Here is a 21,964-nt window from a genome sequence, read left to right as displayed (position 1 = left end):
ATTAGGTCGAGTTGGCGCCATGTCGGAGGTGCCATACCTCTCCCCGTCGGGGAGAGGTCGGATCGCATCGCCAGATGCGATCCGGGTGAGGGGATGAATTCCATCGAGGAACTGTAACCCCTCACCCGGCGCTGCGCGCCGACCTCTCCCTGTGGGAGAGGTGGACAACCGCGGTCACGCCGGTTCAAGCAAATCGCAGCGCGCTAGAGATAATCCAGCCCGATATCGAGGGCGGCCGAGGAGTGCGTGACCCAGCCGACGGAAATGAGGTCGACGCCGGTCGCCGCGATCGCGGGCGCAGTGGTGGCCGTGATGCGGCCCGATGCTTCCGTGATCACCTTGTCGCGGGCCATCGCCACCGCCTGCCTGAGATCGTCGACCGTCATGTTATCGAGCAGGACCGCGTCGATCCCGAGCGCCAGCGCTTCTTCAAGCTGCGCCAGTGTGTCGACTTCGACCTCGATCTTGACGAGATGGCCGACATGCGCTTTGGCGCGTTCGATCGCGGTGCGGATGCCGCCGGCAAGCGCGATGTGGTTGTCCTTGATCAGCACAGCGTCGTCGAGGCCGAAACGGTGATTGCTGCCGCCGCCGGCACGCACCGCGTATTTTTCCAATGCGCGCAGCCCAGGCGTGGTCTTTCGGGTGCAGACGATCTGCGAGCGCGTGCCTTTCACGGCAGTAACCAGCGACGCCGTTGCCGTTGCGACGCCGCTGAGGTGGCAAAGGAAATTGAGTGCGGTCCGCTCGCCCGTCAGCAGCGCGCGCGCCGGGCCGTTGATGGTTGCAATCGTGTCGCCGGGCGCGACGACGCTGCCATCGGGCCGTTCGATCTCGATCCGGATCGCTGGTGATATCGTTTGAAAGGCGCAGCGCGCCACGTCGAGGCCGGCGACGACGCCCGACTGGCGTGCCCGCAACGCGAGCGAAGCGCGCTGGTCGGCGGGCACGATCGCGTCCGCCGTGATGTCGCCGGCGCGGCCGAGATCCTCAAGCAGCGCGGTTCGCACCAGGGGTTCGTACATCAGGGGCAGAAGGGGATTGAGTGTCACGACTGAGCGCTCCTGATCGGCAGTTCGGATTCGATGATCTCGCCGGCGACGCTGAGCGCTTGCGCGAGAGTGAAAGTGGAGGGCACGCCCTTGGGCAACGTGTCCGGAAAGTCGGTGCGGTAGTGACCGCCGCGGCTTTCCTCGCGCCTTGACGCTGCGACGGCGATCATCAATCCGACCAGCGCCGGATCGGCGGCGGGGCCGCTCCCCCTGGCCATCGGATAGAGATTGCGAATGGCGCGCTCGATCGAGGGCCGATCACGGAGCACGCCGAGGGCCTGCGAGACGAACGGCCGCACCGTCGATGGATCTGATGCAGGCGGGAGCCCGGTCGGCGTGCGCAAAGGAGCGGCACCGCTAGCCACGCCATTGACGCTCTCGGCGACCCATTGCGCAGAGACGATGGCTTCCATCAGCGAATTGCTGGCGAGCCGATTGGCGCCGTGCAGGCCGGTGCGGCTGACCTCGCCGCAGGCCCACAAGCCCGTCACCGTGCTGCGGCCTTCGCCATCAACGGCAATGCCGCCCATGTGATAATGCGCCGCCGGACGCACCGGGATCGGATCGTCGGCCGGATCGATACCGGCCATCTTGCAGAACGCGCTGATGACGGGATAGCGCTGCGCGAAATTCTTGCCTGGATGCTGCCGTGCATCGAGGAAGACGCGGTGTCCCTCGGCGCGGCGGCGCCAGACCGCGCGCGCCACGATGTCGCGCGGCGCGAGCTCGGCGCCCGGTTCGTTCGCCATGAAACGCTGCCCGGTCTCGTCGATCAGGATCGCGCCATCGCCGCGGATCGCTTCGGTCAGCAGCGGCATCGGTCGCGACGGTCCGTCGAAGGCGGTAGGGTGAAACTGGATGAATTCGAGATCGGAGAGCACGGCGCCGGCACGGGCTGCGAGCGCCAGCCCCTGGCCGAAACAGCCCATCGGATTGGTGCTGTCCTGGAACAGGCCGCCAATGCCCCCGGTCGCCAGCACGACGCGGTTAGTCGGGATGACGAGCGAGCCACGCTCGTTTGCAGCGAGCACGCCCTCGACTGCGTTGTCCTCGACGATGAGTTGGCGCGCCTCAAAACCCTCGATCAGCGTAATCGACGGGCAGCGCCGCACGGCGGCGATCAGTGCGCGCATGATCTCGCGCCCGGTGCCGTCGCCGGTGGCGTGAACGATCCGCTTGCGGCTGTGCGCGGCTTCGAGTCCAAGCTGCCAGCTCCCATCCGGTCTGCGATCAAAGCCGACGCCGAGCCGCGCGAGACGCTCGACGGCAGCGGGCGCTGCATCCACGATGCGGCCCGCGGCCTCTTCGTCGCAAAGGCCGGCGCCGGCGGCGATCGTGTCCTGCAGATGCAGGGCAGGGGCGTCGTCGTCGCCGACCGCCGCCGCGAGCCCGCCTTGGGCCCACATGCTGGAGGCCTCCGCCCCGAGCGGCGATTTCGACAGCAGCACGACCGGTGCGGGCGCAAGCTGCAGGGCCGTCATCAATCCAGCGGCGCCGCCGCCAATGATCACCGGTTGCCCGGCCAAGGCCGAAACATCCAAGCTCATAGGGCCAGCATCCTTTCGACGGAGCGCCGCGCGCGCTCTGCGATCTCAGGATCGATCGTAACCTCGTGCTCGTTGGTCTCGAGCGCGTGGCGGATGTTCTTCAGCGTGATCCGCTTCATGTGCGGGCAGAGATTGCAGGGGCGGATGAACTCGACGTCGGGATGGAGCACCGCGACGTTGTCGCTCATCGAGCATTCCGTCAGCAGCACCACGCGTGCCGGATGCTCCTTGCCGACAAAGCCGGACATGGCTGCGGTGGACCCCGAGAAATCCGCCTCAGCCACCACCTCGGGCGGACATTCCGGATGCGCCAGGATGGTGACGCCGGGATGATTCTCGCGAAGCTGGCGCACATCCTCGGCATTGAAGAGCTCGTGCACTTCGCAACGGCCCTTCCAGGCCGTGATCTTCACCTTGGTCTGCGCGGCGATGTTCTGCGCCAGATATTCGTCCGGCAGCATGATGACATGCTCGACGCCGAGCGATTGCACGATCGCCAGCGCGTTGCCTGAGGTGCAGCAGATATCGGACTCCGCCTTCACCGCGGCCGAGGTGTTGACATAGGTGACGATGGGGGCGCCCGGATAGCGCTCGCGCATCAGCCGTACATCGGCCGCCGTGATGGACTCCGCGAGCGAACAGCCGGCCTTGAGGTCGGGGATCAGCACCGTCTTCTCGGGATTGAGCAGCTTTGCCGTCTCCGCCATGAAGTGCACGCCGGCGAGCACGATGACGTCGGCATCGACCTTGGTCGCCTCGCGCGCGAGCGCGAGGCTGTCGCCAACGATGTCGGCGACGCCATGGAAGATTTCCGGCGTCTGATAATTGTGCGCCAGCACCACCGCGTTGCGCTTGCGCTTCAGATCGAGAATGGCGTCGACATCATCGGCGAAAGTCGCCCATTCGAACGCCGGGATCACCCGTTTGACGCGGTCATAGAGCGGCGCGGTCCGCGCGAGCGCACCGGATGAGGTTGTAGCCATTTATGCTCTCCTTGAGTATATTTCGTATTATACTTATCCTGAGCATAATGGAAGTCAAGAGCGTGAGAGCGGGAGCTTGGTGCCGGCGACGGCCCGTTCGGCCACAATGCCGTGACGGAAGCGGAATAGCTTGGCCGGGCGGCCGACCGTCTCGGCAGCCATTGCGCCAGTCTCTTCAACGAGTTCCTGCTGTTCGATCAGGCGCCGAAAATTCTGTTTGTGCACAGTACGGCCTGCGAGGGCCTCAACACTGCGTTGCAGTTGCAGCAGGGTGAATTCGGCCGGCATCAGCTCGAAGACGACCGGCCGGTATTTGATCTTGGCACGCAGCCGCGCGATGCCGGTGGCCAGAATGCGGCGATGATCCGATATCATGGCGCGGCCGGGTACGACGGCATCCCCGGTGCCCTTGGCACGAACTGCTTCGGGGATCAGCGAGGCCTCGTAGAGGAGCTCATAGCGCTGCAGCACCAGTTCCTCATTCCAGGTGCGGTCGTCGAGGCCGAAGGTGATGGCGGCGCGCTGCCAGCGCGCTTTCTGCACGGAGGTGCTCTCTGCCGATTTGGCCCAGGCACGCAGCTTCGGCGCCACGATCTTGGCAATCAAGGCAGGGGTACCCGCGCGATGGTCTTCCCACGGGAAGTATTCATACCAGCCGGACCAGTGGCCCTCCGAGCCTTCTCTGACTTGGTCCTCGCGGGTCAGGCCGAGATAGCTGATCGAGATGCGATGCGGCGCCCTGGCGTCACCGGTGCGCCCGTGATCGGCGAAAGTGTAGAGCTGCTCGACATAGCCGAGCGGGTGTCCGGTCTGGGCCTCGACCCAAGCCCGCAGGCCGGTCTGCAGCGAGCGGTGCCCGAACTGGAACGGACCGCTCGGCAGCGCGGTCGCATTCGCGATCGTCATGATCTTGGGCTCGCTCTCGGTCACCGCGACCAGGACGGCGACGAGGTCAGCGGCGATCGCGTCGATCGATGTTTCGGCTTTTCGCGGTGCCTTTGCCACGCGGGAGTCCTGTCGCGGCTAGCAATAGCCGTAAACGCCACAGGCGTACGGCAGGCGATTCCAGTAGGGACCGCCGTAGTAGGGGCCTCCGTAATACGGACCGTCATAGCTATAGGAGAAGTGATTGCCATAATAGCCGGGTAGGCTCGACGAACCCGGCAGGATCGGCTCGCCACTGACGAATGGCACGTAAGGGATCACGGCCGCAGGCGTGAACAGCACGTCGGGGTCCTGTTCGACTACGACGATTTGGCGGCCACGGCGGATATAGGGGGCTGATGTCACTGACGTCCGGTATTTGTAGTGCGGGCGCGGCAGGCCGGGCGGCAGTTGGCGGGCGGCGCGGTAGGCCGCGCGCTTGGTTGCAACCGGGCTGTCCGCAGCAACGGCAGCATCAATCGCAAGCAGGGCGATCGAAGAGAATAATATCAAGCGTAGCATCGTCGTCTCCGAATCGAGAGGGCGACAGAATGCCACCTTATAGCGGAATGACCGTTAATGAGAGGCTCGCGACATCAGACCAACGCCTTCACCGTCATGGTCGGGCTTGACCCGGCCATCCACGTCCTCTTGTTCGCGACTTCCAAGAACGTGGATGCCCGGGACGAGCCCGGGCATGACGAAGAGAACTTGGCGCGTTCCGCACACGGGGACCTTAAGCCCGCAGCGCCTGGTCGAGGTCGGCGATCAGGTCGTCCTTGTCCTCGATGCCGATAGAGAGCCGGACCACGTCGGGGGCGGCGCCGGACTTGATCTTCGCGGCATCGTCGAGCTGGCTGTGGGTGGTGGAGGCCGGATGGATCACCAGCGAGCGGGTGTCGCCGACATTGGCGAGGTGCGAGAACAACCTGAGGTTCGACACCAAATTGACGCCGGCGTCATAGCCGCCCTTGAGGCTGAAGGTGAACACGGCGCCCGCGCCCTTCGGCGCATATTTGCGCGCGAGATTGTTGTACTTGTCGTCGGAGAGCCCGGCGTAATTCACCGACGCCACCGCGGGATGGCCGGCCAGGAATTCCGCGATCGCTTTGGCGTTGTCGCAATGCTTCTGCATGCGGAGCGGCAGCGTCTCGATGCCGGTCAGGATCATGAAGGCGTTGAACGGTGACAGCGCCGGGCCGAGATCGCGCAAGCCGAGCACGCGGCAGGCGATCGCGAAGGCGAAATTGCCAAAGGTCTCCTGGATCTTGATGCCGTGATACTCCGGGCGCGGCTCGCTCAGCATCGGATATTTGTTGTCCTTCGACCAGTCGAAGGTGCCGGCATCGACGATGATGCCGCCGAGCGAGTTGCCGTGGCCGCCCAGGAACTTGGTCAGCGAGTGCACGACGATGTCGGCGCCGTGGTCGATCGGCTTGATCAGATACGGCGTTGCCAGCGTGTTGTCGACGATAAGCGGCACGCCGGCCTTGCGCGCCACCGCGGCGATCGCCTCGATATCGGTGATGCTGCCGGAGGGATTTGCGATCGATTCGATGAAGATCGCCTTGGTGTGCGGCGTCACCGCGCGCTCGAAGCTTTCGATCTCGTCCGGATCGGCCCAGGCGACGTTCCAGCCGAAGCTCTTGAAGGCATGGGTGAACTGGTTGATCGAGCCGCCATAGAGTTTTCGCGCGGCGATGATCTCGTCGCCCGGCTTCATCAACTGCTGCAGCACCACGACCTGCGCGGCGTGTCCCGATGCGACCGCGAGTGCGGCAGTGCCGCCTTCGAGTGCGGCGACGCGCTCCTCCAGCACCGCATTGGTCGGGTTGCCGATACGGGTATAGATGTTGCCGAACGACTGCAGGCCGAACAATGAGGCCGCATGGTCGGCGTCGTTGAACACGAATGACGTCGTCTGATAGATCGGCGTCGCCCGCGCGCCGGTGGTAGGATCGGGCTGCGCACCGGCATGCACGGCGAGGGTCGAAAATCCCGGAAGGCGATCGGTCATTCTGAGTGTCCTGTGTTGGATCGGAAATGAAATGCGCGGCATGCTGATGGCAGCAACGACGGCCGTCAAGGCGAGTTGCGAGCCGTATGCGCGTTGGGAACAGCGTGCTTCGTTATGACGCGATGTCGAAACATTTGTTTCGTCGTTGCGTCACGTCGTCTCGGTCTTGTTCTTTGCGGCACGATCGGATGCGGCGGTTTCGCCGCCGCCGACGCTCATCCGATTCAGCGACAGCCGCATGCCCTGCGTCGGCATCGGCGCACGCTTGGAGCTGAGCGTCCGCGAATTGACGCCCATCCAGGAAATCTCTGATGACAGGCGGCCATATTCGATTTTCGGGCAGCGGTTCATGACGACCTTGATGCCGACAGCTTCGGCCTTTGCGGCGGCCGCATCGTCGCGTGCACCGAGTTGCATCCAGATCACCTTCGGCAAGGGCGACAGCCTGAGCGCCTCCTCGACAACCGGCATGATGTGGCTGGAGTTGCGAAAGATGTCGACCATGTCGATCGGGCGTCCGATGTCGGCGAGCGACGCGACGAAGGGCTTGCCGAGCAGGCTCTTGCCGACATGGCCGGGATTGACCGGGATCATGTCGTAGCCGCGCTCCGCCAGATATTTGAAGGCGAAATAGCTCGGCCGCACATTGACCGGCGAAGCGCCGACCATCGCAATCGACTTCACGCTGTTGAGAATGCCGCGGATGTAGTTATCGGGGTAGCTGTCGTGGTTCATCTTCGCTTCTCTCGCCCCTCATGGTGAGGAGCGCGGAACGCGCATCTCGAACCATGAGGCCCCAGACGGGCCTGCATCCTTCGAGACGCCTGCTTCGCAGGCTCCTCAGGATGAGGATCATCTATCCTGCCATTTCGGTTCGCGCTTCTCGATGAAGGCACCGATACCTTCCTCGGCGTCGCGCGCCATCATGTTTTCGGTCATCACCTCGGCGGCGTAGCGATAGGCGTCCGCGAGTGTCATCTCGGCCTGGCGGTAGAACGCCTCCTTGCCGAGCTTGACAGTGTAGGCGGATTTCAGCGCCACTTTTTGCGCCAGCGCAATCGCGGCCTCGCGTTCGGTGCCGGCAGGCACGACGCGGTTGATGAGGCCGATGGCCTGCGCGGTCGCGGCCGAGATCGGCTCGCCCGTGAGCAGCATCTCCATGGCCTGCTTGCGCGGGACGTTGCGCGACAGCGCCACCATCGGCGTTGAGCAGAACAGGCCGATATCGACGCCGGGCGTCGCGAAGGCCGCGTTCTCCGAGGCGACAGCGAGATCGCAGCTTGCGACAAGCTGGCAACCGGCTGCGGTCGCAATCCCCTGGACGGAAGCGACCACTGGCTTCGGCAGGTGCACGACCGCCTGCATCATCGCGCTGCAGGCGTTCATGATCTCTGCGAAATAGGCGCGGCCGCGATCGGCATCGCTGCGGCGCGCGGTGAGTTCCTTCATGTCGTGGCCGGCCGAGAAGGCGGGGCCATTGGCGGCAATGACCACGCCGCGCACGGCTGGATCGTCATGAATTGCCTTCAGTGCGCCATGCAGCTCGGCGATCAAGCCCTCGGAGAGGCTGTTGCGCGCGGCGGGACGGTTGAGCGTCAGCACGGCGATGCTGCCGACCTGCTCGCGCAGGAGGATCGGCGATTGCGGCGCGACGGCACGGGCTGCTTGGGGCATCTCCAGATTTCCACTAAGGCTTTTTGTCAATTAAGGCTTGGCTACAACTTAATGTAACACGCTGACTGAATCGAGGGTGGGGACGGCATGGCGCTGGCGAAAATGAGCGTGGCTGACGTGGAGAGGTTCCTCCGCGAGGAGTTTCCGCAGGCGTTCAGCGGGAACGACATCATCATCGAGAGCGCCGACGGCGAGACCTGTCTCTTGCGCCAGCGCTACAGCGAGCGGATGCTGCGGCCGGGCGGCACCGTGTCGGGCCCGACGCTGATGGCGCTGGCCGATTTCGCGATGTATGTGCTGCTGCTGTCGGCGATCGGCCCGGTGGGTCTGGCGGTCACTACCAATCTCAACATCAATTTCCTCCGCAAGGGGCAGCCGGGGCGGGACGTGCTGGCGGCGGCGAGGCTGCTGAAGCTCGGCAAGCGGCTGGCGGTCGGGGAGGTCAACCTGCTTTCGGGCGATTCGGCGGATCCGATTGCGCATGTGACGGCGACCTATTCCATTCCAAATAAATAGAGTTTCTGAAGGTATTATTACACCTTATTTATAAGCTATTGTTTTGGCTAAGATAAATCGCGCCAATCGGCGTTGACGAATTTCGTTCGCTTCTCTAGAAAGCCCCAGTCCGGCGCGGCAGTCTTGCGCCGAAAACTCCTTTCCACGGACAGCTCACATGAAAACCTTTTCGGCCAAGCCCGCCGAGGTGCAGAAGAAGTGGGTCGTGATCGACGCCAAGGGTGTGGTGGTCGGCCGGCTCGCCACCATGGTCGCGATGCGCCTGCGCGGCAAGCACCTGCCCACCTACACGCCGCATGTCGATTGCGGCGACAACGTCATCATCATCAACGCCGCTCACGTGGTGCTGACCGGTCGCAAGCGCGACCAGAAGGTCTACTACAAGCACACCGGCTATATCGGTGGCATCAAGGAGCGTAGCGCGAAGCAGATCCTCGAAGGTCGTTTTCCGGAGCGCGTGGTCGAGAAGGCCATCGAGCGCATGATCCCGCGCGGCCCGCTCGGTCGCATGCAGATGGGCAATCTGCGCGTCTATCCCGGCGCCGAGCATCCGCATGAAGCGCAAAACCCCGAGAAGATCGATTTCGCCTCGCAGAACCGCAAGAACATGAGGGCCGCATAAGATGTCCGATACCATGCAGTCTCTCGATCAGCTTGCGCAGCTGAAGCCGGCGGCTCCCGATGCGCCGAAATATGTGAAGAAGATCGACAAGTACGGCCGCGCTTATGCCACCGGCAAGCGCAAGGACGCGGTTGCCCGTGTCTGGGTCAAGCCGGGCTCCGGCAAGATCTCCGTCAACACCCGCGACGTCGAAGTCTATTTCGCCCGTCCGGTGCTGCGGATGATGATCCAGCAGCCGCTGGTCGCCGCCGCCCGCGCCGGCCAGTATGACGTGATCTGCACGGTCACCGGGGGCGGCCTGTCCGGCCAGGCCGGTGCGGTGCGCCACGGCCTCTCCAAGGCGCTGACCAATTTCGAGCCGGAATTGCGCGGCGTCCTGAAGAAGGGCGGCTTCCTGACCCGCGACTCGCGCACGGTCGAGCGCAAGAAGTACGGCCGCGCCAAGGCGCGCAAGTCGTTCCAGTTCTCGAAGCGCTAACCGCTTCACTGCAATTTGCACCAATTGCGAAGGGCGCCGCGAGGCGCCCTTTTTGCTGCGCCTTTGCGCATCAATTGTCGCAGTTTTTCCCGAAAACTTTTGTGTGCACGCAAACGGATTGCCAACGCGCCACGCATAGCCTGAGCAGCATTAACGGCGCGCTATCCTTTTCGGATCGCGCCCTTGAGATCGTGGCATCACACGCTTTCATCACACGCACCAGGCAGGGCTCATGTCGTTCGATACTTCGACGCTTTATCTGTTTGCCACCATGGTGGCCGGAATGCTCGGCGCCATGTTGTTGTTCTTCGGCAATCAGGAGAAGATTCCGGCGTTGAAGTGGTGGGGTAGCGCGTATCTGCTCGGTGCTGCCGCGGTCGCGGCATCGACCATCGCGGGCTCGATGCTGGGCGAAATTGCTTCGCTGGCGCTGAATGCGGTGGGCTTCATCGCCTGCGGCATGGTGTGGAACGCGGCACGTGTGTTTCATGGCCGCAAGCCGAATGTCGCCGGTCTCGTGCTCGGCGCTATCGCCTGGGTCGGCGCCGCGCTGGCCTTGCCGCCTGAGCTGCCCACGCTGAAGCTGACCATCGGCGCCGCGATCATCGCGATCTACGCATGCCTCACGGCAGCCGAATTGTGGAGCGAGCGGCGGCGCGCGACCCAAAGGCGATGGCCCGCACTCGCGGTGCCGGTGCTGCATGGCTGCGTATTGCTGCTGCCGATCCTGGTCGGCAACTTCCTGCGCCCGCATGATGCGGCGTTCGGCAACAGCATCTGGGTGACGGTGTTCTCGGTCGAGCTCATCCTCTATGCGATCGGCACCGTCTTCGTGATCTTCATGCTGGTATCGGACCGCGAGGTGACCGCGCACAAGACGGCGGCCTCGATGGATCCTCTGACCGGCATGTTCAACCGCCGCGGCTTTGCCGAGGCCTGCACGCGGGTGATCGAACGCGAGGCAAGCGCCGGCCGGCCGGTGACGGTGATGATCTTCGACATCGACCACTTCAAATCGATCAACGACCGTTTCGGCCATCCCGCCGGCGACGAGATCCTGAAATTGTTCTCGGCCGTCGTCGTCAACAACCTCCGCATCAGCGATCTCTCCGGCCGCATTGGCGGCGAGGAATTCGCGGCGCTGCTGCCGTGCTCGCTGGAGGAGGGCGTGCTCGCCGCCGAGCGCGTGCGCGAGTGCTTCCAGGCCTCCGGCATCGTCTGTGACGAGGGCGCGGTCGATACTACCGTCAGCATTGGCGTCGCCGGCGGGCCGGCAGGCACCGAACTCGAGGTGCTGCTGGCGGCCGCCGATACCGCGCTCTACCAAGCCAAGCGCGGCGGCCGTAACCGCGTCGAGGCCGCGGAGGAGTTGCCGCTGTCGCTGGAGAACTGGCGGCGCAAGACCGCCGGTCTCGCACCGCAGGCGCGCGAGACGCCGATCGCGGCGTGAGAGCGATTTGAGCGATATTGGTAGGATTCCATTTACCATTCGATTCCTATGATCCGGGCCATGGAATCGACCCGCCTTCACAATGCCCAATCCGCCCTGCTGTCGCTCGAAGCCGCCGCCACCACCGCCCGCGGCGGGTTCGCCTGCCTGTTCTCGAGCTCGGCTGAATACGAGACCGCGCTGATCGCCGAGCGCCGCGCCCAAGGCCGCTACGGCCGCCCGCGCAGCCCTTGGCCGATGCTGATGTTTCTGGGCATCACGTTGATGGTCCTCGGCACGGTGCTCGTGTTCAATTAGGTAACGGGAACATCCCGTATCGGTAATGGGCGCCGCGAGGCGCCTTTTTCTTTTCCACAAGCTGGGCTAGAGACGGGCCCTTTCCAGGGAGAAGCCCAATGGTCACCGAAATTGCACTCATCGACGTCAAGCCCGGCAGCGAGAAGGATTTCGAAGCTGCGGTGGAGAAGGCGCGGCCGCTGTTTCTGCGCGCCAAGGGCGGCAAGGGGTTCGAATTGCACAAGTCGATCGAGAAGCCCTCGCGCTACCGGCTGGTTGCGAAGTGGGAGACGCTGGAGAACCACACCGTCGATTTCCGCGGCTCGGAAGACTTCGCCGCCTGGCGCGCGCTGGTCGGGCCGTTCTTTGCCGCGCCGCCCGAGGTCGAGCATACCGAGATCGTGGTGACGGCCTGAGGCTCCTTACGCCGCCGCAGGCGGCTCCTCGGCCTTGAAGTGGTCGAGCATCACCTTGGCGATCGCCATCAGGGGGAGCGCAAGCGCGAGCCCCCAGACGCCGAACACCACCCCGAGCAGGATCTGGAACGCAAACAGCGTGGCAGGCGGAATATCGAGCGCCTGCCGCTGGATGATCGGGGTGAGCACGTAGCTCTCCATGGCGTGCACGCCAAGGAACAGCAGGAAGGCGGAGAGCGCCGCGATCCAGCCCGAGGCAAGGCTCGCGAGCACCACGATCAATCCCGCGAGGATCGCGCCCACCGTCGGAATGAAAGCGAGCAGGCCGGCCTGGATACCCAGGATGAACGAGCTCTGGATGCCGATGATCGAGAGCCCGATCCAGGTGACGAAGAACACCGCGCCCATGGTGATGATCTGGGCGATCAGCCAGCGCTCCAGTGTGTCCCCGATACGGTCGACGATGATGGTGGCCTGCTCGCGGTGCCGGGCCGGCATCACGAACAATAGCCCGGCGCGGTAGATGCTGGGCTGGGCGGCGAAGGCAAGCCCGAGAAACAGCACGATGAAGAAGTTGCCGACCGCGCTGACAGTGCCGAGCAGCACCTTCAAGGTCTGGCTGATGATCGCGCCGCCGCTGGAGGCGAGCGCGCCGGCGCTCGGAAGACTATGGGTCGCCGCGGCGCCCGGGGTCGTCGGCGTCGACGAGTCCGTCGGTGTGGTGGCCTGGTTGCTGAAATCGAGATAGCTGGTGTCGATGCCGTGGCTCTCGAGGAAGGACTTCACGTTCACCAGTTGCGACTTGATGGTGTCGCTGAGCGCGGAGGCCTGCTGGGCGATGGTCGCTCCGCCGAGAAAGACGACGCCCGACAATAGCGCCGCCAGCGCCAGGCAGACGATGGTCAGCCGAAGCGCATGGGGCAGCTTAACTCCGTGGCCGAGCAGGTTGGTGAGGGCGTTGAGCGCGACGCCGAGCAGGACCCCGGCGAAGATCAGGAACAGCGTCGCCGCGTAATGCCAAGCGAGCGCCAAGAGCGCCGCGAACAGCACGATGCCGATGCCGCCGACGCTGATCGCCCACGCCAGATCGTTGCGGGCCTGCAGGTGGTCGCCGCCGGGTAGCCTCACGTTGATTCCTTCGCGCATCGATTGATCTCACCTTGTCGCCAAAATCCCGCCGGGATCAAGCCGTGTGCCGGTTTGCCGCTGCCCGTCGGGCAGGCCTTGCGGGGAGATAGCGGCAGGCAGCCCGCCCGGCCTGCGGGGGCAGCGCTTCGTCCCTTGACCCCGCCGCGCCTGCGTCTCGTGCCAATGTGCTCCGCCAGCATAATATGTTGATCCATGATCCGGTCGGGGGCATTATCTCTCTGGAACCATGACGAACATAGAAAATCATTCCTACGCGAGATACTGAGCAATGAGACGGCCCGTGGTCGGCGTGATCGGAAACGCCCATCGCATCGAAGATCGTTTCACGGTTCAGATGGTTGGGGAGCGCAACCTGCGCGCGATCACCGATGTCGCCGGCGCTGTTCCGCTGATGTTCGCCGGTTCGCCCGAGATTACCGACGTCGGCGCCTTGCTCGACGTGGTCGACGGCGTGGTCCTGACCGGGGCGCGGGCCAATGTGCACCCGACCCGCTTCAAGTGCGAGCCGCATATCAGTCACGAGCCTTACGACATCCATCGTGACGAGGTTGCGCTGGCGTTGTCGGAAGCCTGCGTCGCGCGCGGCATTCCGCTGTTCGGCATCTGTCGCGGCCTGCAGGAGATGAACGTCGCCTTTGGCGGCTCGCTGCATCCTGAGATCCGCGAACTGCCGGGACGCATCAACCATCGCATGCCGCGGCTGGAGAATGGCGAGATCCATCCGGATCCGCTGGTCGTGTTCGCCGACCGGCATGACGTGACGCTCACACCGGGCGGCGTGTTCGCGAAGCTCCTGGGCTGCGAGACCATCCGTGTCAATTCGCTTCACGGGCAGGGCATCCTTGAGCCCGGCGAACGCGTCGTGATTGAAGGCGTCGCCGAGGACGGCACCATCGAGGCGATCCGCATCGCCGACGCGTCGGGCTTTGCACTCGGCGTGCAGTGGCATGCGGAATACGACCCGCAGCGCAACCCGATCAACAGGAAGCTGTTCGAGGCTTTCGGGGCAGCGTTGCGCGAACGGCAGCGCGCGGCGGCGTAGCGGCGCTGCTCGCCATGAGGGCGATTGGGTTCTGATTCATTGTCAAACAGCGATTGCGCAGGATGGGTAGAGCGAAGCGAAACCCATCGCGATGGAGCAAGTTGCGCGATGATGGGTTTCGCTTCGCTCTACCCATCCTACGATCCCGTCGAACCTCGCACCGCTGTCGTCCCCGCCTAGGGCGCAATTGCGCCCGGGATCGGGGACCCATAACCACAGGAAGGTGTTGTGGCGCGAGCAAGCGGTTACAGCGGAGCACACGACAACGGCCTGGGGTTATGGGTCCCGGATCAAGTCCGGGACGACGTGGGGTGGGGTTCTGATTCAAATTTCAAATAGCGTGAGGATGTGAATCCGCATTCTCGCGGCGCTTTGCGTCCGAGCTTTGCTTCACTTTCCACCCTCTCAGATCGTAGAGGGCGCAGGGAAAGCCGGGTGCTGGTTGCACCCGTGGGTCCCGTGCAACAAAAAGCACGGGGGTAGGACCACAGGTTCAACCGAAAACACTCCGGCTTTCCCTGCGCGATGGTTTTACGGCTTCCTTCGCGCTCTCCCCGGTGACCGGGCTTTCTTGCCACCGTCGCCCGCGGCAGCTCTTGCTGCTCGCGAGCTTAGCGCCAGCGTCGGGGACGCCAGGACCACACGACTTCGCCGTCCGCTGATGTCACGCTCGTCAGTCGCGACACCCGCGTCCACCGCATCTCACCGCAACGTTCGTGACGATCGCGAGCCGCCCCTCATTCGCCGTGAGACACGCGGAGTTAAATCACTGATTTGCCCGACGGCGAAAGCGGAATATTTTTCGCAGCAAGACTGGACAGACTTTTGGTGATTTGCCCCGTCGGGTTGTGACGCATTGCAGCAGCTAAGCTCGAGCTGCCGGCAGGTCCTTTGCCCGGTCGTTGCGATCAGCGTCGACTTGCCGAACTGTTTCCGCTGCAGCGAGCGCCTTTTTGCGCCCGAGCTTCCGGACGACTGTATAAAAGGCTGGCGTAAACAAGAGGCCGAAGGCGGTCACTCCCAGCATTCCCGCGAAGACCGCCGTGCCGAGCGATTGACGCATTTCCGAACCCGCCCCGGTTGCCACCACGAGAGGTGCAACACCGAAGATGAACGCCAGCGACGTCATCAAGATCGGCCGCAGCCGCGTGCGCGCCGCGCTAACGGCGGCCTCGCCGGGCGTGGCGCCGGCTTCCTCGGTTTGCCGTGCGAATTCCACGATCAGGATCGCGTTCTTTGCAGCGAGTCCGACCAACACGACGAAGCCGATCTGCGCCAGCACGTCGATCGCCATGCCGCGCATCAAAAGTCCTGTCACGGAGGCGAGCAGGCACATTGGAACGATCATCACCACCGCGAGCGGCAGGTTCCAGCTCTCATATTGCGCAGCGAGCACCAGGAAGACGAACAAGGCGGCTGCGCCGAACACCAGCAAGGACGAGGTCCCCGGCTGTTGCTGCTGGAAAGCAAGCTCGGTCCATTCAAAGCCGATGCCTGGCGGCAGCACCTCGTGCGCCAGTTCCTCCATGCGGTGCAACGCGGTGCCGGTCGCGACGCCTGGCGCCGCGACGCCCATCACTTCAGCAGCGGGGAATAGATCGTAACGAGGCACGCGATAGGGTGCGTTCTCGGATTTCAACCGCGCCACCGTGCCGACCGGCACCATCTCGCCGGAGGCGTTGCGCGCCTTCAGCCGCGCGATGTCGTGCGGATCCTGGCGGAACGAGCCGTCGGCCTGCGCGATGACTTGGTAGGTTCGGCCGAGATAGTTGAAGTCGTTGACATATTGCGAGCCAAGATAGACTTGCAGGGCGTTGAAGACGTCGGTGGGCGTCAGCCCGACCTTCTCGGCTTTCTCCCGATCGATATCGGCATAGACCGAAGGCGAGCGCGTACCGAACAGAGTAAAGACGCCCGAGAAGCTCGGATCCTTGTTGGCGGCTGCGACCAGTGCCTGTGCCGCTTTCGACAGCGCCTCCGAGCCGAGACCGGCACGATCCTGCAGCATCATCTTGAAGCCGCCAGCATTGCCGATGCCCTGCACCGGCGGCGGCGGGATCGTCAGCACATAAGCTTCCTGGATCACCGAGAGGCGCTTGCGCAGATCGGCGAGCACGCTCGGTGCGGTCAGGCCAGGCACATCATGGTTATAGAGCGATGGCAGGCCGGAAAAGATCGTGCCGGCGTTGGAGGCGATGGTGAAGGTGGTTGCATCCAGTCCTGCGAACGGCGCGACATGCTCGACACCGGGCGTGCTCATGATGATCTCGATCGCCTTCTTGACCACCGCCTCCGTGCGCTCGAGCGAGGCGCCGGGCGGCAGTTGCACGACGGTGATGAGATAGCCCTGATCTTGCTCCGGAATAAAGCCGGTAGGAGCGCGGGCGAATTGAAAGCCGGCCACGCCGATCAGCCCGGCGTAGACCACAAGCACGACGCCGGTGATCTGCACCAGCCGCCGCGTCAGCCGTCCGTAGCTCGTCGACAGCCACTCGAAGCCGAGATTGAACCGCGCAAATCCAGCTTGCACCAGCCGGGCGATCCATGGGCCGCGCGGCTTCTGGCCGTGCTCGTGAGCCTTGAACAACACCGCGCACAGGGCAGGGCTCAGGGTCAGCGAGACAAAGCACGAGATCAGGGTGGAGACGGCGATCGTGACCGCGAACTGGCGAAAGAACTGCCCGGTAATACCCGACAGGAAGGCGGAGGGCACGAACACCGCGCATAGCGTCAGCGCAATCGAGATCAGCGCTCCGCCGACCTCGTCCATTGTGACATGGGCGGCTTGGGCGGGCGTCATGCCGCGTTCGAGATTGCGTTCGACATTCTCCACCACGACAATGGCGTCATCGACGACAATGCCGACCGCGAGCACGAGGCCGAACAGCGACAGGTTGTTCAGCGATATTCCGAGCGCGTAGAGGAAGGTGAAAGTGCCGACCAGCGACACCGGGATTGCGATCACCGGAATGATCGCAGCGCGCCAGCTCTGCAGGAACAGGAACACGACGCCAACCACCAGGAGGATCGCGATGAAGATGGTCTTGATCACCTCGTCGACCGATTTGCCGACGAAAATGGTGGGGTCGTAAATGATCTTGTACTGCAGGCCGGGCGGGAAGTCCTTGCCCAGCTTTTCCATCGCATCGAGCACTTCGTGCTCGACGGCGAGGGAATTGGCGCCCGGCTGGGCGAAGATCAGGAGCGGCAGGCCCGGCTCGCGATCCATGTAGGCGGACGATCCATAATCGGAAGCGCCGATCTCGACGCGGCCCACATCGCGCAGCCGCGTCACGCGGCCCTCGTTATCCGACTTCAGGACGATGGCGGCGAACTGTTCTGGTGTCGACAGGCGCCCAAGCGTCTGCACGTTGATCTGATAGGCCTGCTTGGAGGCGACCGGCGGCTGGTTCAGCACGCCCGCCGAAACCTGGACATTCTGGGCGCGCAGCGCGGCGAGCACCTCGCTCGCGTTCATGTCGTGCGCGGCGACCTTGTCGGGATCGAGCCAGATGCGCATGGCGTATTCGCGTCCACCTTGCATCTGCACGTCGCCGACGCCCGGCAGCCGCGCCAGCACGTCCTTTACGTGCAAGGTCGCGTAGTTCGATGTGTAGAGCAGGTCCCGCGACGAGTCGGGCGAATAAAGATGCACCGCGAGCAGGATGTTTGGCGTCGACTTGCGCACCTGAACGCCGAGCCGCTGGACGTCCTCCGGCAGCCGGGGAAGCGCATCCTGGACGCGGTTCTGCGTGAGCATCTGCGCGACGTTGAGGTCGGTCCCGATGCGAAACGTCACGGTGACGGTGAGCTTGCCGTCGCCAGTGGACTGACTGCTCATGTAGATCATGTTCTCGACGCCGTTGATCTGCTGCTCGAGCGGCGTCGCCACTGTGCGCGATACCGTCTCGGCAGATGCGCCGGGATAAGTGGTGGTGATCTGGACCGTCGGCGGCACGATCTCCGGATATTGCGCGATCGGCAGGATGGCGAGCGCGCCGAGGCCGATCAGCGTCAGGAAGACGGAGAGGACAGTCGCAAAAATCGGCCGGTCGATGAAGCTGTGGGTCACGAGGAAGCTCCTGTCTTCTCGGTCCTGGTTTTTAGCCTTTGCCGTTAACCTTGGCCGTCGGCGGCAGCGTCGTAGTGGATGACGCCGTCCTGCGGCGCCACCTTGGTGCCGGGAATGGCGCGTACCAGGCCGTCGATGACGACGCGGTCGCTCGCCTCGAGGCCCGACCGGATCACGCGCAATCCGCCGCGAAGATCGCCGGTGGTTACGATCTTTGGTTTTACGGTCGCATCAGGACCGACGGTCATGACCAGCCGCTGCGACTGGTCGAGCATGACAGCGGCGTCCGGCAACAGATAAACCTGCGTCGGCGGAGCGATCGCAACCCGCAGCCGTGCGAACTGGCCCGGCGCCAGGAACAGATCCGGGTTCGGTACGGTGGCGCGGGCATGGATGGTGCCGCTGGAGCGATCGAGCGCATTGTCGATGAAGTCCAGCGTGCCCTCGCGGATGAAATTGTTCTCGTCGCTGAGGCTGATCGCGACCTTGTTGGCGAGCGGACCGCCAACGCGGGCGCGCTCGCGCGAGAACGTCAGGAAATCCGATTCGCTCATGTCGAAATCGAGGTAAAGAGGATCGAGCGAGACCAACGTCGTGAGCAGCGTGGTCGGACTGGTTGCGGCACGGCTGCCCGCGACCAGGCTTCCGATCGAAACCTGGCGCGCGCCGATGCGCCCGGTGAACGGCGCCCGTACGCGGCAGTATTCAAGGTCGAGTTGCGCATCCCGCACCCGCGCCTTGGCGTCTTCGACCGCGGCCCGCGACGCATCCTGCTCGTTGGTGCGCTGGTCGACGGTCTCCTGCGTTGCGAACTCGTTGCGCTTGAGCGATTGCGCGCGCGAAAGCTGGTTGCTGGCAAGCGCCACGCGGGCCATTGCGGTCTCAAGCGCGGCTTGCGCCTGCGCCAACCTGATCTCGTAGGGCCGCGGGTCGATCACGAACAGCAGGTCGCCCTTGTGGACGATCTGGCCATCCTTGAAATGAATCTCGGTCAGGGTGCCACCCACCTGGGCTCGCAATTCAACGCGGTCGATAGCGGAGAACTGTCCGAGGAAACCGACCCTGGTATCGACCTCACGCTGCAAGGGCTGGCTCACCGTCACCGGCAGGGGAGGCGCTGACGCGGCCGCCTGGTCTGCGTTGCGAGGCGCAAAGCCCAGGTAGACAAGGAGCGCGGCAAGCACCGCTATTGCAGCGATTGCGGCCGTTCTCCATGTCCGCCGGCGCGGAGCCGGCGGCTTCAGCGGTTCTCGTTCAATGTTCGAATGATCGCTGATCTGATCCATGAGGCTACCATCAGTCCTTGCCATGCCGGCAGTTCGGCCGAAGCTCTGCCGGCCTGCCCAATCACACCGGCCAGTCCAGGTTTCGGGAGGAGGTCTCGCCAGGCAGTTATTTCGGAAGCGGATAAGTTGTGTTCGGGGTTGAAATTTGGAGGGGGAACTCCAATATGCTTCGCGAGATATAAACTTGGGGAGGCGCTGTTCAAGGATTTTTGGAGTGATGACACCAAAAATAAATCAAGGGAAGAAAATTCAGGCAAAGAACGTTCAGGACGAGAAGCGCGGCCGGGGCCGGCCGGCCGTATTCGACCGTGACGCCGCGCTGCAGGAGGCGATGAAGCTGTTCTGGGAGCGCGGCTATGAGGGCACGTCGTTCAACGACCTCATCGCCGCGATGGGGATCAGTGCGTCGAGCTTCTACAACTCGTTCGGCAGCAAGGAAGATCTCTATTGCGAAGCCACGCATTCCTTTCTCGAATGGTCCGGCCAATGGTTCTTTTCCATTCTCAACGATCCTTCAATCGACACCAGGACCGCGTTCGCTCGCCTGTTCGAGGCGACCGCAGAAGAGTTCACCCGCGGCGATCATCCGCTCGGCTGCATGATCTCGCTTGCGGGCACGCATTGCGCACCGGGAATGAAGAACATTCGCCACATGATGGCCGAGCATCGCGCTTTTTCTGAAGGCGCGATGGCTGCACGCATCCGAAAAGGCGTGATGGATGGCGACGTAGCCCGAGATGTCGATTGCGAAATGCTGGCCGCCTACTACAGCGCGGTCGCACGCGGGCTTGCGGTGCAAGCGCGCGATGGGGCTACGCGGACGAAATTGTCTGAAATTGGCCGGCTGGCCATGCGTGCGTGGCCGATGACAAAGAGTGACGATCACAGCTCGGCCGCGCTCGCCGCTGATCGGTCGCGTGAGGCCTGATCTATCGCCCACGATCAGATTGCAGCGGGCCGCGGAACGTAATCCATACGAACAAGGTCCACCGCGAAAGATTGCGGTAGACCTCGACGATTCTGCAGCACAGCTTGCGCGGCTGCCCGAATTACTTCTGCGCCGTTACCATCGGGCAAACGCTGCTCGAGAGCGGTGGAAATGCGTCTTTGCCTTCGACGGTTGCGAGGATCCTGAAGACATCCGACGGGTCGGACACCTCGCTCACCTTCTTGACCTCGGCGAGATACATGTCGTGCACCATCAGGTTGTCAGCGCGAAGCTTGCCGTTTCGCGCGAAAGCATCATTGAAGGTGCGGCTCTGCAAATCCTTGACCACGGCGGCCGGATCCTTGGTGTTCGCGGCCTGGACCGATTTGATGTAGTTCAACGCGGACGAATACACGCCCGCCTGCATCATACTCGGCGGTTTTCCCATCTTGGCGGCATAGCGCTTTGCGAATTCGCGCGTCCGGTCATCCATGTTCCAATAGAAGCCGATGGTCGCAAGCAGGCCCTGCGCGCTCTTCAGACCAATGCTTTGGATGTCATTGACGTCAATCAAGAGGGCGATCATCCGCTGGCCGCCACTGGTGAGGCCGAATTCTTCCGCCTGCTTGATGCCGTTCTGAGTGTCCGCGCCGGCGTTCGCGAGTGCGATGACTTTCGCGCCCGAAGACTTGGCCGTCAGAAGGACCGAACTGAAATCCGCCGTATTGATCGGATGCGGCGCATGCCCCAGTGACTTCCCGCCGCCCTTGGTCACGACTTCCGTAACATCGCGCTCGAGCGCATGGCCGAAAGTGTAGTCAGCAACAACAAAGAACCACGTGTCGGCTCCACGCTTCAGCAACGCTTTCCCGGCCACGTTCGCGAGTGCGTAGGTATTGTATGTCCATTGGATGAAATTAGGAGAACATAGCTTTCCACTCAGATCCGCGGAGCCGCCCGCGGATGTGATGAACATCTTGTTTCGATCCTTGGCGAAGTTCTGGACCGCAATGCAGACTGATGACACCGGCACGTCGAGGATGACGTCGACGCCATCCTGATCGTACCATTGGCGCGCAATATTTCCGCCGAGGTCGGGCTTGTTCTGGTGATCGGCCGAAATCAGCTCGATGGGTTTGCCCAGGACGCTGCCGCCACACTCCTCGATCGCCAATTGGGCGGCAGCCACCGATCCCTTGCCGCTATTATCTGCGAACAGGCCATTCATGTCCGTCAGGACACCGAACTTTAACGGCGTATCTCCCGCGGCGCGGACAATCGCCGGCGAGAAGACTGTTGTTGCGCCAAGCCCGGCAAGAAACGTGCGCCGTTTCATCTTTCACTCCCTTTTTTGTTTTGCGGCAGTTTGCGTTGTCACTCGCAGTTCTGCAAGTCATCCTTCAAGGGAAAGCGGGAGCAATCCACACAAGCGCCATCAGTCCCACTGTTTGATGCGACCGATCCGCTGAGCAACAGAGGTGAGGGGGATTGAATGAAGCGTGTCGCGAGCGGCTGTTCCTGCAGTGCGGTGC

General features: G+C 63.5%; 20 protein-coding genes. 8 read left to right on the top strand and 12 right to left on the bottom strand.

The window, feature by feature from the left end; translation table 11 throughout:
* Positions 1-203: 203 nt before the first annotated feature.
* The 8 genes from nadC to ACZXDY_RS04775 all read right to left on the bottom strand — a co-directional run bounded on the left by nadC (position 204) and on the right by ACZXDY_RS04775 (position 8,197).
* Positions 204-1,052 (bottom strand): carboxylating nicotinate-nucleotide diphosphorylase, encoded by an 849-nt coding sequence (gene nadC / locus ACZXDY_RS04810; RefSeq protein ID WP_464344697.1) that lies wholly within the window; start codon positions 1,050-1,052, stop codon positions 204-206.
* Positions 1,049-2,599, bottom strand: coding sequence for an L-aspartate oxidase (locus ACZXDY_RS04805; protein WP_464344696.1), 1,551 nt, complete (start codon positions 2,597-2,599; stop codon positions 1,049-1,051). Before ACZXDY_RS04805 ends, nadC begins: the two co-directional genes overlap by 4 nt.
* Positions 2,596-3,582 (bottom strand): quinolinate synthase NadA, encoded by a 987-nt coding sequence (nadA, locus tag ACZXDY_RS04800; protein WP_464344695.1) that lies wholly within the window; start codon positions 3,580-3,582, stop codon positions 2,596-2,598. Before nadA ends, ACZXDY_RS04805 begins: the two co-directional genes overlap by 4 nt.
* 54 nt (positions 3,583-3,636) lie before the next feature.
* Complete coding sequence (locus tag ACZXDY_RS04795; RefSeq protein WP_464344694.1) at positions 3,637-4,587, bottom strand: NUDIX hydrolase; 951 nt, start codon at positions 4,585-4,587, stop codon at positions 3,637-3,639.
* 18 nt (positions 4,588-4,605) lie between these two features.
* A complete protein-coding gene (locus ACZXDY_RS04790; RefSeq protein ID WP_464344693.1) occupies positions 4,606-5,028 on the bottom strand; it encodes a hypothetical protein in 423 nt (140 codons plus the stop codon).
* 214 nt (positions 5,029-5,242) lie between these two features.
* Entirely contained in the window at positions 5,243-6,523 is a 1,281-nt protein-coding gene (locus ACZXDY_RS04785) for an O-acetylhomoserine aminocarboxypropyltransferase (RefSeq protein ID WP_464344692.1), read from the bottom strand.
* A 150-nt stretch (positions 6,524-6,673) separates the two neighbouring features.
* Positions 6,674-7,258, bottom strand: a complete 585-nt coding sequence (locus ACZXDY_RS04780) for a CoA-binding protein (protein WP_028162839.1) — start codon at positions 7,256-7,258, stop codon at positions 6,674-6,676.
* Between the two features lie 117 nt (positions 7,259-7,375).
* Positions 7,376-8,197: an enoyl-CoA hydratase gene (locus tag ACZXDY_RS04775; protein WP_464344691.1), complete on the bottom strand. Its 822-nt coding sequence runs from the start codon at positions 8,195-8,197 to the stop codon at positions 7,376-7,378.
* Positions 8,198-8,284: 87 nt separating this feature from the next.
* Here ACZXDY_RS04775 and ACZXDY_RS04770 point away from each other — a divergent pair, with 87 nt between their 5' ends.
* The 6 genes from ACZXDY_RS04770 (at position 8,285) to ACZXDY_RS04745 (ending at position 11,955) form a co-directional block, all read left to right on the top strand.
* Entirely contained in the window at positions 8,285-8,713 is a 429-nt protein-coding gene (locus ACZXDY_RS04770; RefSeq protein ID WP_464344690.1) for a PaaI family thioesterase, read from the top strand.
* A gap of 157 nt (positions 8,714-8,870) precedes the next feature.
* A complete protein-coding gene (gene rplM / locus ACZXDY_RS04765; RefSeq protein ID WP_028162836.1) occupies positions 8,871-9,335 on the top strand; it encodes a 50S ribosomal protein L13 in 465 nt (154 codons plus the stop codon).
* Position 9,336: 1 nt separating this feature from the next.
* Complete coding sequence (rpsI, locus tag ACZXDY_RS04760) at positions 9,337-9,813, top strand: 30S ribosomal protein S9 (RefSeq protein WP_028162835.1); 477 nt, start codon at positions 9,337-9,339, stop codon at positions 9,811-9,813.
* A 232-nt stretch (positions 9,814-10,045) separates the two neighbouring features.
* Entirely contained in the window at positions 10,046-11,263 is a 1,218-nt protein-coding gene (locus ACZXDY_RS04755; RefSeq protein ID WP_464344689.1) for a GGDEF domain-containing protein, read from the top strand.
* Between the two features lie 60 nt (positions 11,264-11,323).
* On the top strand, positions 11,324-11,560 hold the full coding sequence (locus ACZXDY_RS04750) for a hypothetical protein (RefSeq protein ID WP_028162833.1): 237 nt from the start codon (positions 11,324-11,326) through the stop codon (positions 11,558-11,560).
* A gap of 98 nt (positions 11,561-11,658) precedes the next feature.
* On the top strand, positions 11,659-11,955 hold the full coding sequence (locus ACZXDY_RS04745; protein WP_028162832.1) for an antibiotic biosynthesis monooxygenase family protein: 297 nt from the start codon (positions 11,659-11,661) through the stop codon (positions 11,953-11,955).
* Positions 11,956-11,961: 6 nt separating this feature from the next.
* On the opposite strand, the gene ACZXDY_RS04740 is transcribed toward ACZXDY_RS04745, so the two are convergent.
* Positions 11,962-13,101, bottom strand: coding sequence for an AI-2E family transporter (locus ACZXDY_RS04740; protein ID WP_464344688.1), 1,140 nt, complete (start codon positions 13,099-13,101; stop codon positions 11,962-11,964).
* Between the two features lie 271 nt (positions 13,102-13,372).
* Between ACZXDY_RS04740 and ACZXDY_RS04735 the strand changes: the two genes are divergently transcribed.
* A complete protein-coding gene (locus tag ACZXDY_RS04735; protein WP_464344687.1) occupies positions 13,373-14,146 on the top strand; it encodes a gamma-glutamyl-gamma-aminobutyrate hydrolase family protein in 774 nt (257 codons plus the stop codon).
* 865 nt (positions 14,147-15,011) lie between these two features.
* Here ACZXDY_RS04735 and ACZXDY_RS04730 read toward each other — a convergent pair.
* Both ACZXDY_RS04730 and ACZXDY_RS04725 read right to left on the bottom strand, forming a co-directional pair.
* Positions 15,012-18,218, bottom strand: a complete 3,207-nt coding sequence (locus ACZXDY_RS04730; RefSeq protein WP_464344686.1) for an efflux RND transporter permease subunit — start codon at positions 18,216-18,218, stop codon at positions 15,012-15,014.
* Between the two features lie 44 nt (positions 18,219-18,262).
* The gene (locus ACZXDY_RS04725) at positions 18,263-19,504 is read right to left on the bottom strand and encodes an efflux RND transporter periplasmic adaptor subunit (protein ID WP_464344685.1); all 1,242 of its coding nucleotides are present in this window, start codon (positions 19,502-19,504) and stop codon (positions 18,263-18,265) included.
* Positions 19,505-19,721: 217 nt separating this feature from the next.
* On the opposite strand from ACZXDY_RS04725, the gene ACZXDY_RS04720 reads away from it, so the two are divergent.
* Complete coding sequence (locus ACZXDY_RS04720; RefSeq protein WP_464344684.1) at positions 19,722-20,432, top strand: TetR/AcrR family transcriptional regulator; 711 nt, start codon at positions 19,722-19,724, stop codon at positions 20,430-20,432.
* A 121-nt stretch (positions 20,433-20,553) separates the two neighbouring features.
* Here the strand turns inward: ACZXDY_RS04720 and ACZXDY_RS04715 are convergent, their stop codons facing one another.
* On the bottom strand, positions 20,554-21,768 hold the full coding sequence (locus ACZXDY_RS04715; RefSeq protein ID WP_464344683.1) for an ABC transporter substrate-binding protein: 1,215 nt from the start codon (positions 21,766-21,768) through the stop codon (positions 20,554-20,556).
* Positions 21,769-21,964 lie beyond the last annotated feature (196 nt).

This window comes from Bradyrhizobium sp. LeoB3 (assembly GCF_055456055.1).
Note: the sequence above shows the minus strand (reverse complement) of the source record. Positions and strands in the feature narration are given on the sequence as shown.

Bases quoted from the DNA above. Each gene is read 5' to 3' on its own strand.
- ACZXDY_RS04715 (WP_464344683.1), bottom strand. From the start codon at position 21,768: ATGAAACGGCGCACGTTTCTTGCCGGGCTTGGCGCAACAACAGTCTTC.
- ACZXDY_RS04720 (WP_464344684.1), top strand. From the start codon at position 19,722: ATGACACCAAAAATAAATCAAGGGAAGAAAATTCAGGCAAAGAACGTT.
- ACZXDY_RS04785 (WP_464344692.1), bottom strand. From the start codon at position 6,523: ATGACCGATCGCCTTCCGGGATTTTCGACCCTCGCCGTGCATGCCGGT.
- ACZXDY_RS04775 (WP_464344691.1), bottom strand. From the start codon at position 8,197: ATGCCCCAAGCAGCCCGTGCCGTCGCGCCGCAATCGCCGATCCTCCTG.
- ACZXDY_RS04790 (WP_464344693.1), bottom strand. From the start codon at position 5,028: ATGCTACGCTTGATATTATTCTCTTCGATCGCCCTGCTTGCGATTGAT.
- rplM (WP_028162836.1), top strand. From the start codon at position 8,871: ATGAAAACCTTTTCGGCCAAGCCCGCCGAGGTGCAGAAGAAGTGGGTC.
- ACZXDY_RS04755 (WP_464344689.1), top strand. From the start codon at position 10,046: ATGTCGTTCGATACTTCGACGCTTTATCTGTTTGCCACCATGGTGGCC.
- ACZXDY_RS04780 (WP_028162839.1), bottom strand. From the start codon at position 7,258: ATGAACCACGACAGCTACCCCGATAACTACATCCGCGGCATTCTCAAC.
- nadA (WP_464344695.1), bottom strand. From the start codon at position 3,582: ATGGCTACAACCTCATCCGGTGCGCTCGCGCGGACCGCGCCGCTCTAT.
- ACZXDY_RS04770 (WP_464344690.1), top strand. From the start codon at position 8,285: ATGGCGCTGGCGAAAATGAGCGTGGCTGACGTGGAGAGGTTCCTCCGC.
- ACZXDY_RS04745 (WP_028162832.1), top strand. From the start codon at position 11,659: ATGGTCACCGAAATTGCACTCATCGACGTCAAGCCCGGCAGCGAGAAG.
- ACZXDY_RS04735 (WP_464344687.1), top strand. From the start codon at position 13,373: ATGAGACGGCCCGTGGTCGGCGTGATCGGAAACGCCCATCGCATCGAA.
- ACZXDY_RS04740 (WP_464344688.1), bottom strand. From the start codon at position 13,101: ATGCGCGAAGGAATCAACGTGAGGCTACCCGGCGGCGACCACCTGCAG.
- ACZXDY_RS04750 (WP_028162833.1), top strand. From the start codon at position 11,324: ATGGAATCGACCCGCCTTCACAATGCCCAATCCGCCCTGCTGTCGCTC.
- rpsI (WP_028162835.1), top strand. From the start codon at position 9,337: ATGTCCGATACCATGCAGTCTCTCGATCAGCTTGCGCAGCTGAAGCCG.
- ACZXDY_RS04725 (WP_464344685.1), bottom strand. From the start codon at position 19,504: ATGGATCAGATCAGCGATCATTCGAACATTGAACGAGAACCGCTGAAG.
- ACZXDY_RS04805 (WP_464344696.1), bottom strand. From the start codon at position 2,599: ATGAGCTTGGATGTTTCGGCCTTGGCCGGGCAACCGGTGATCATTGGC.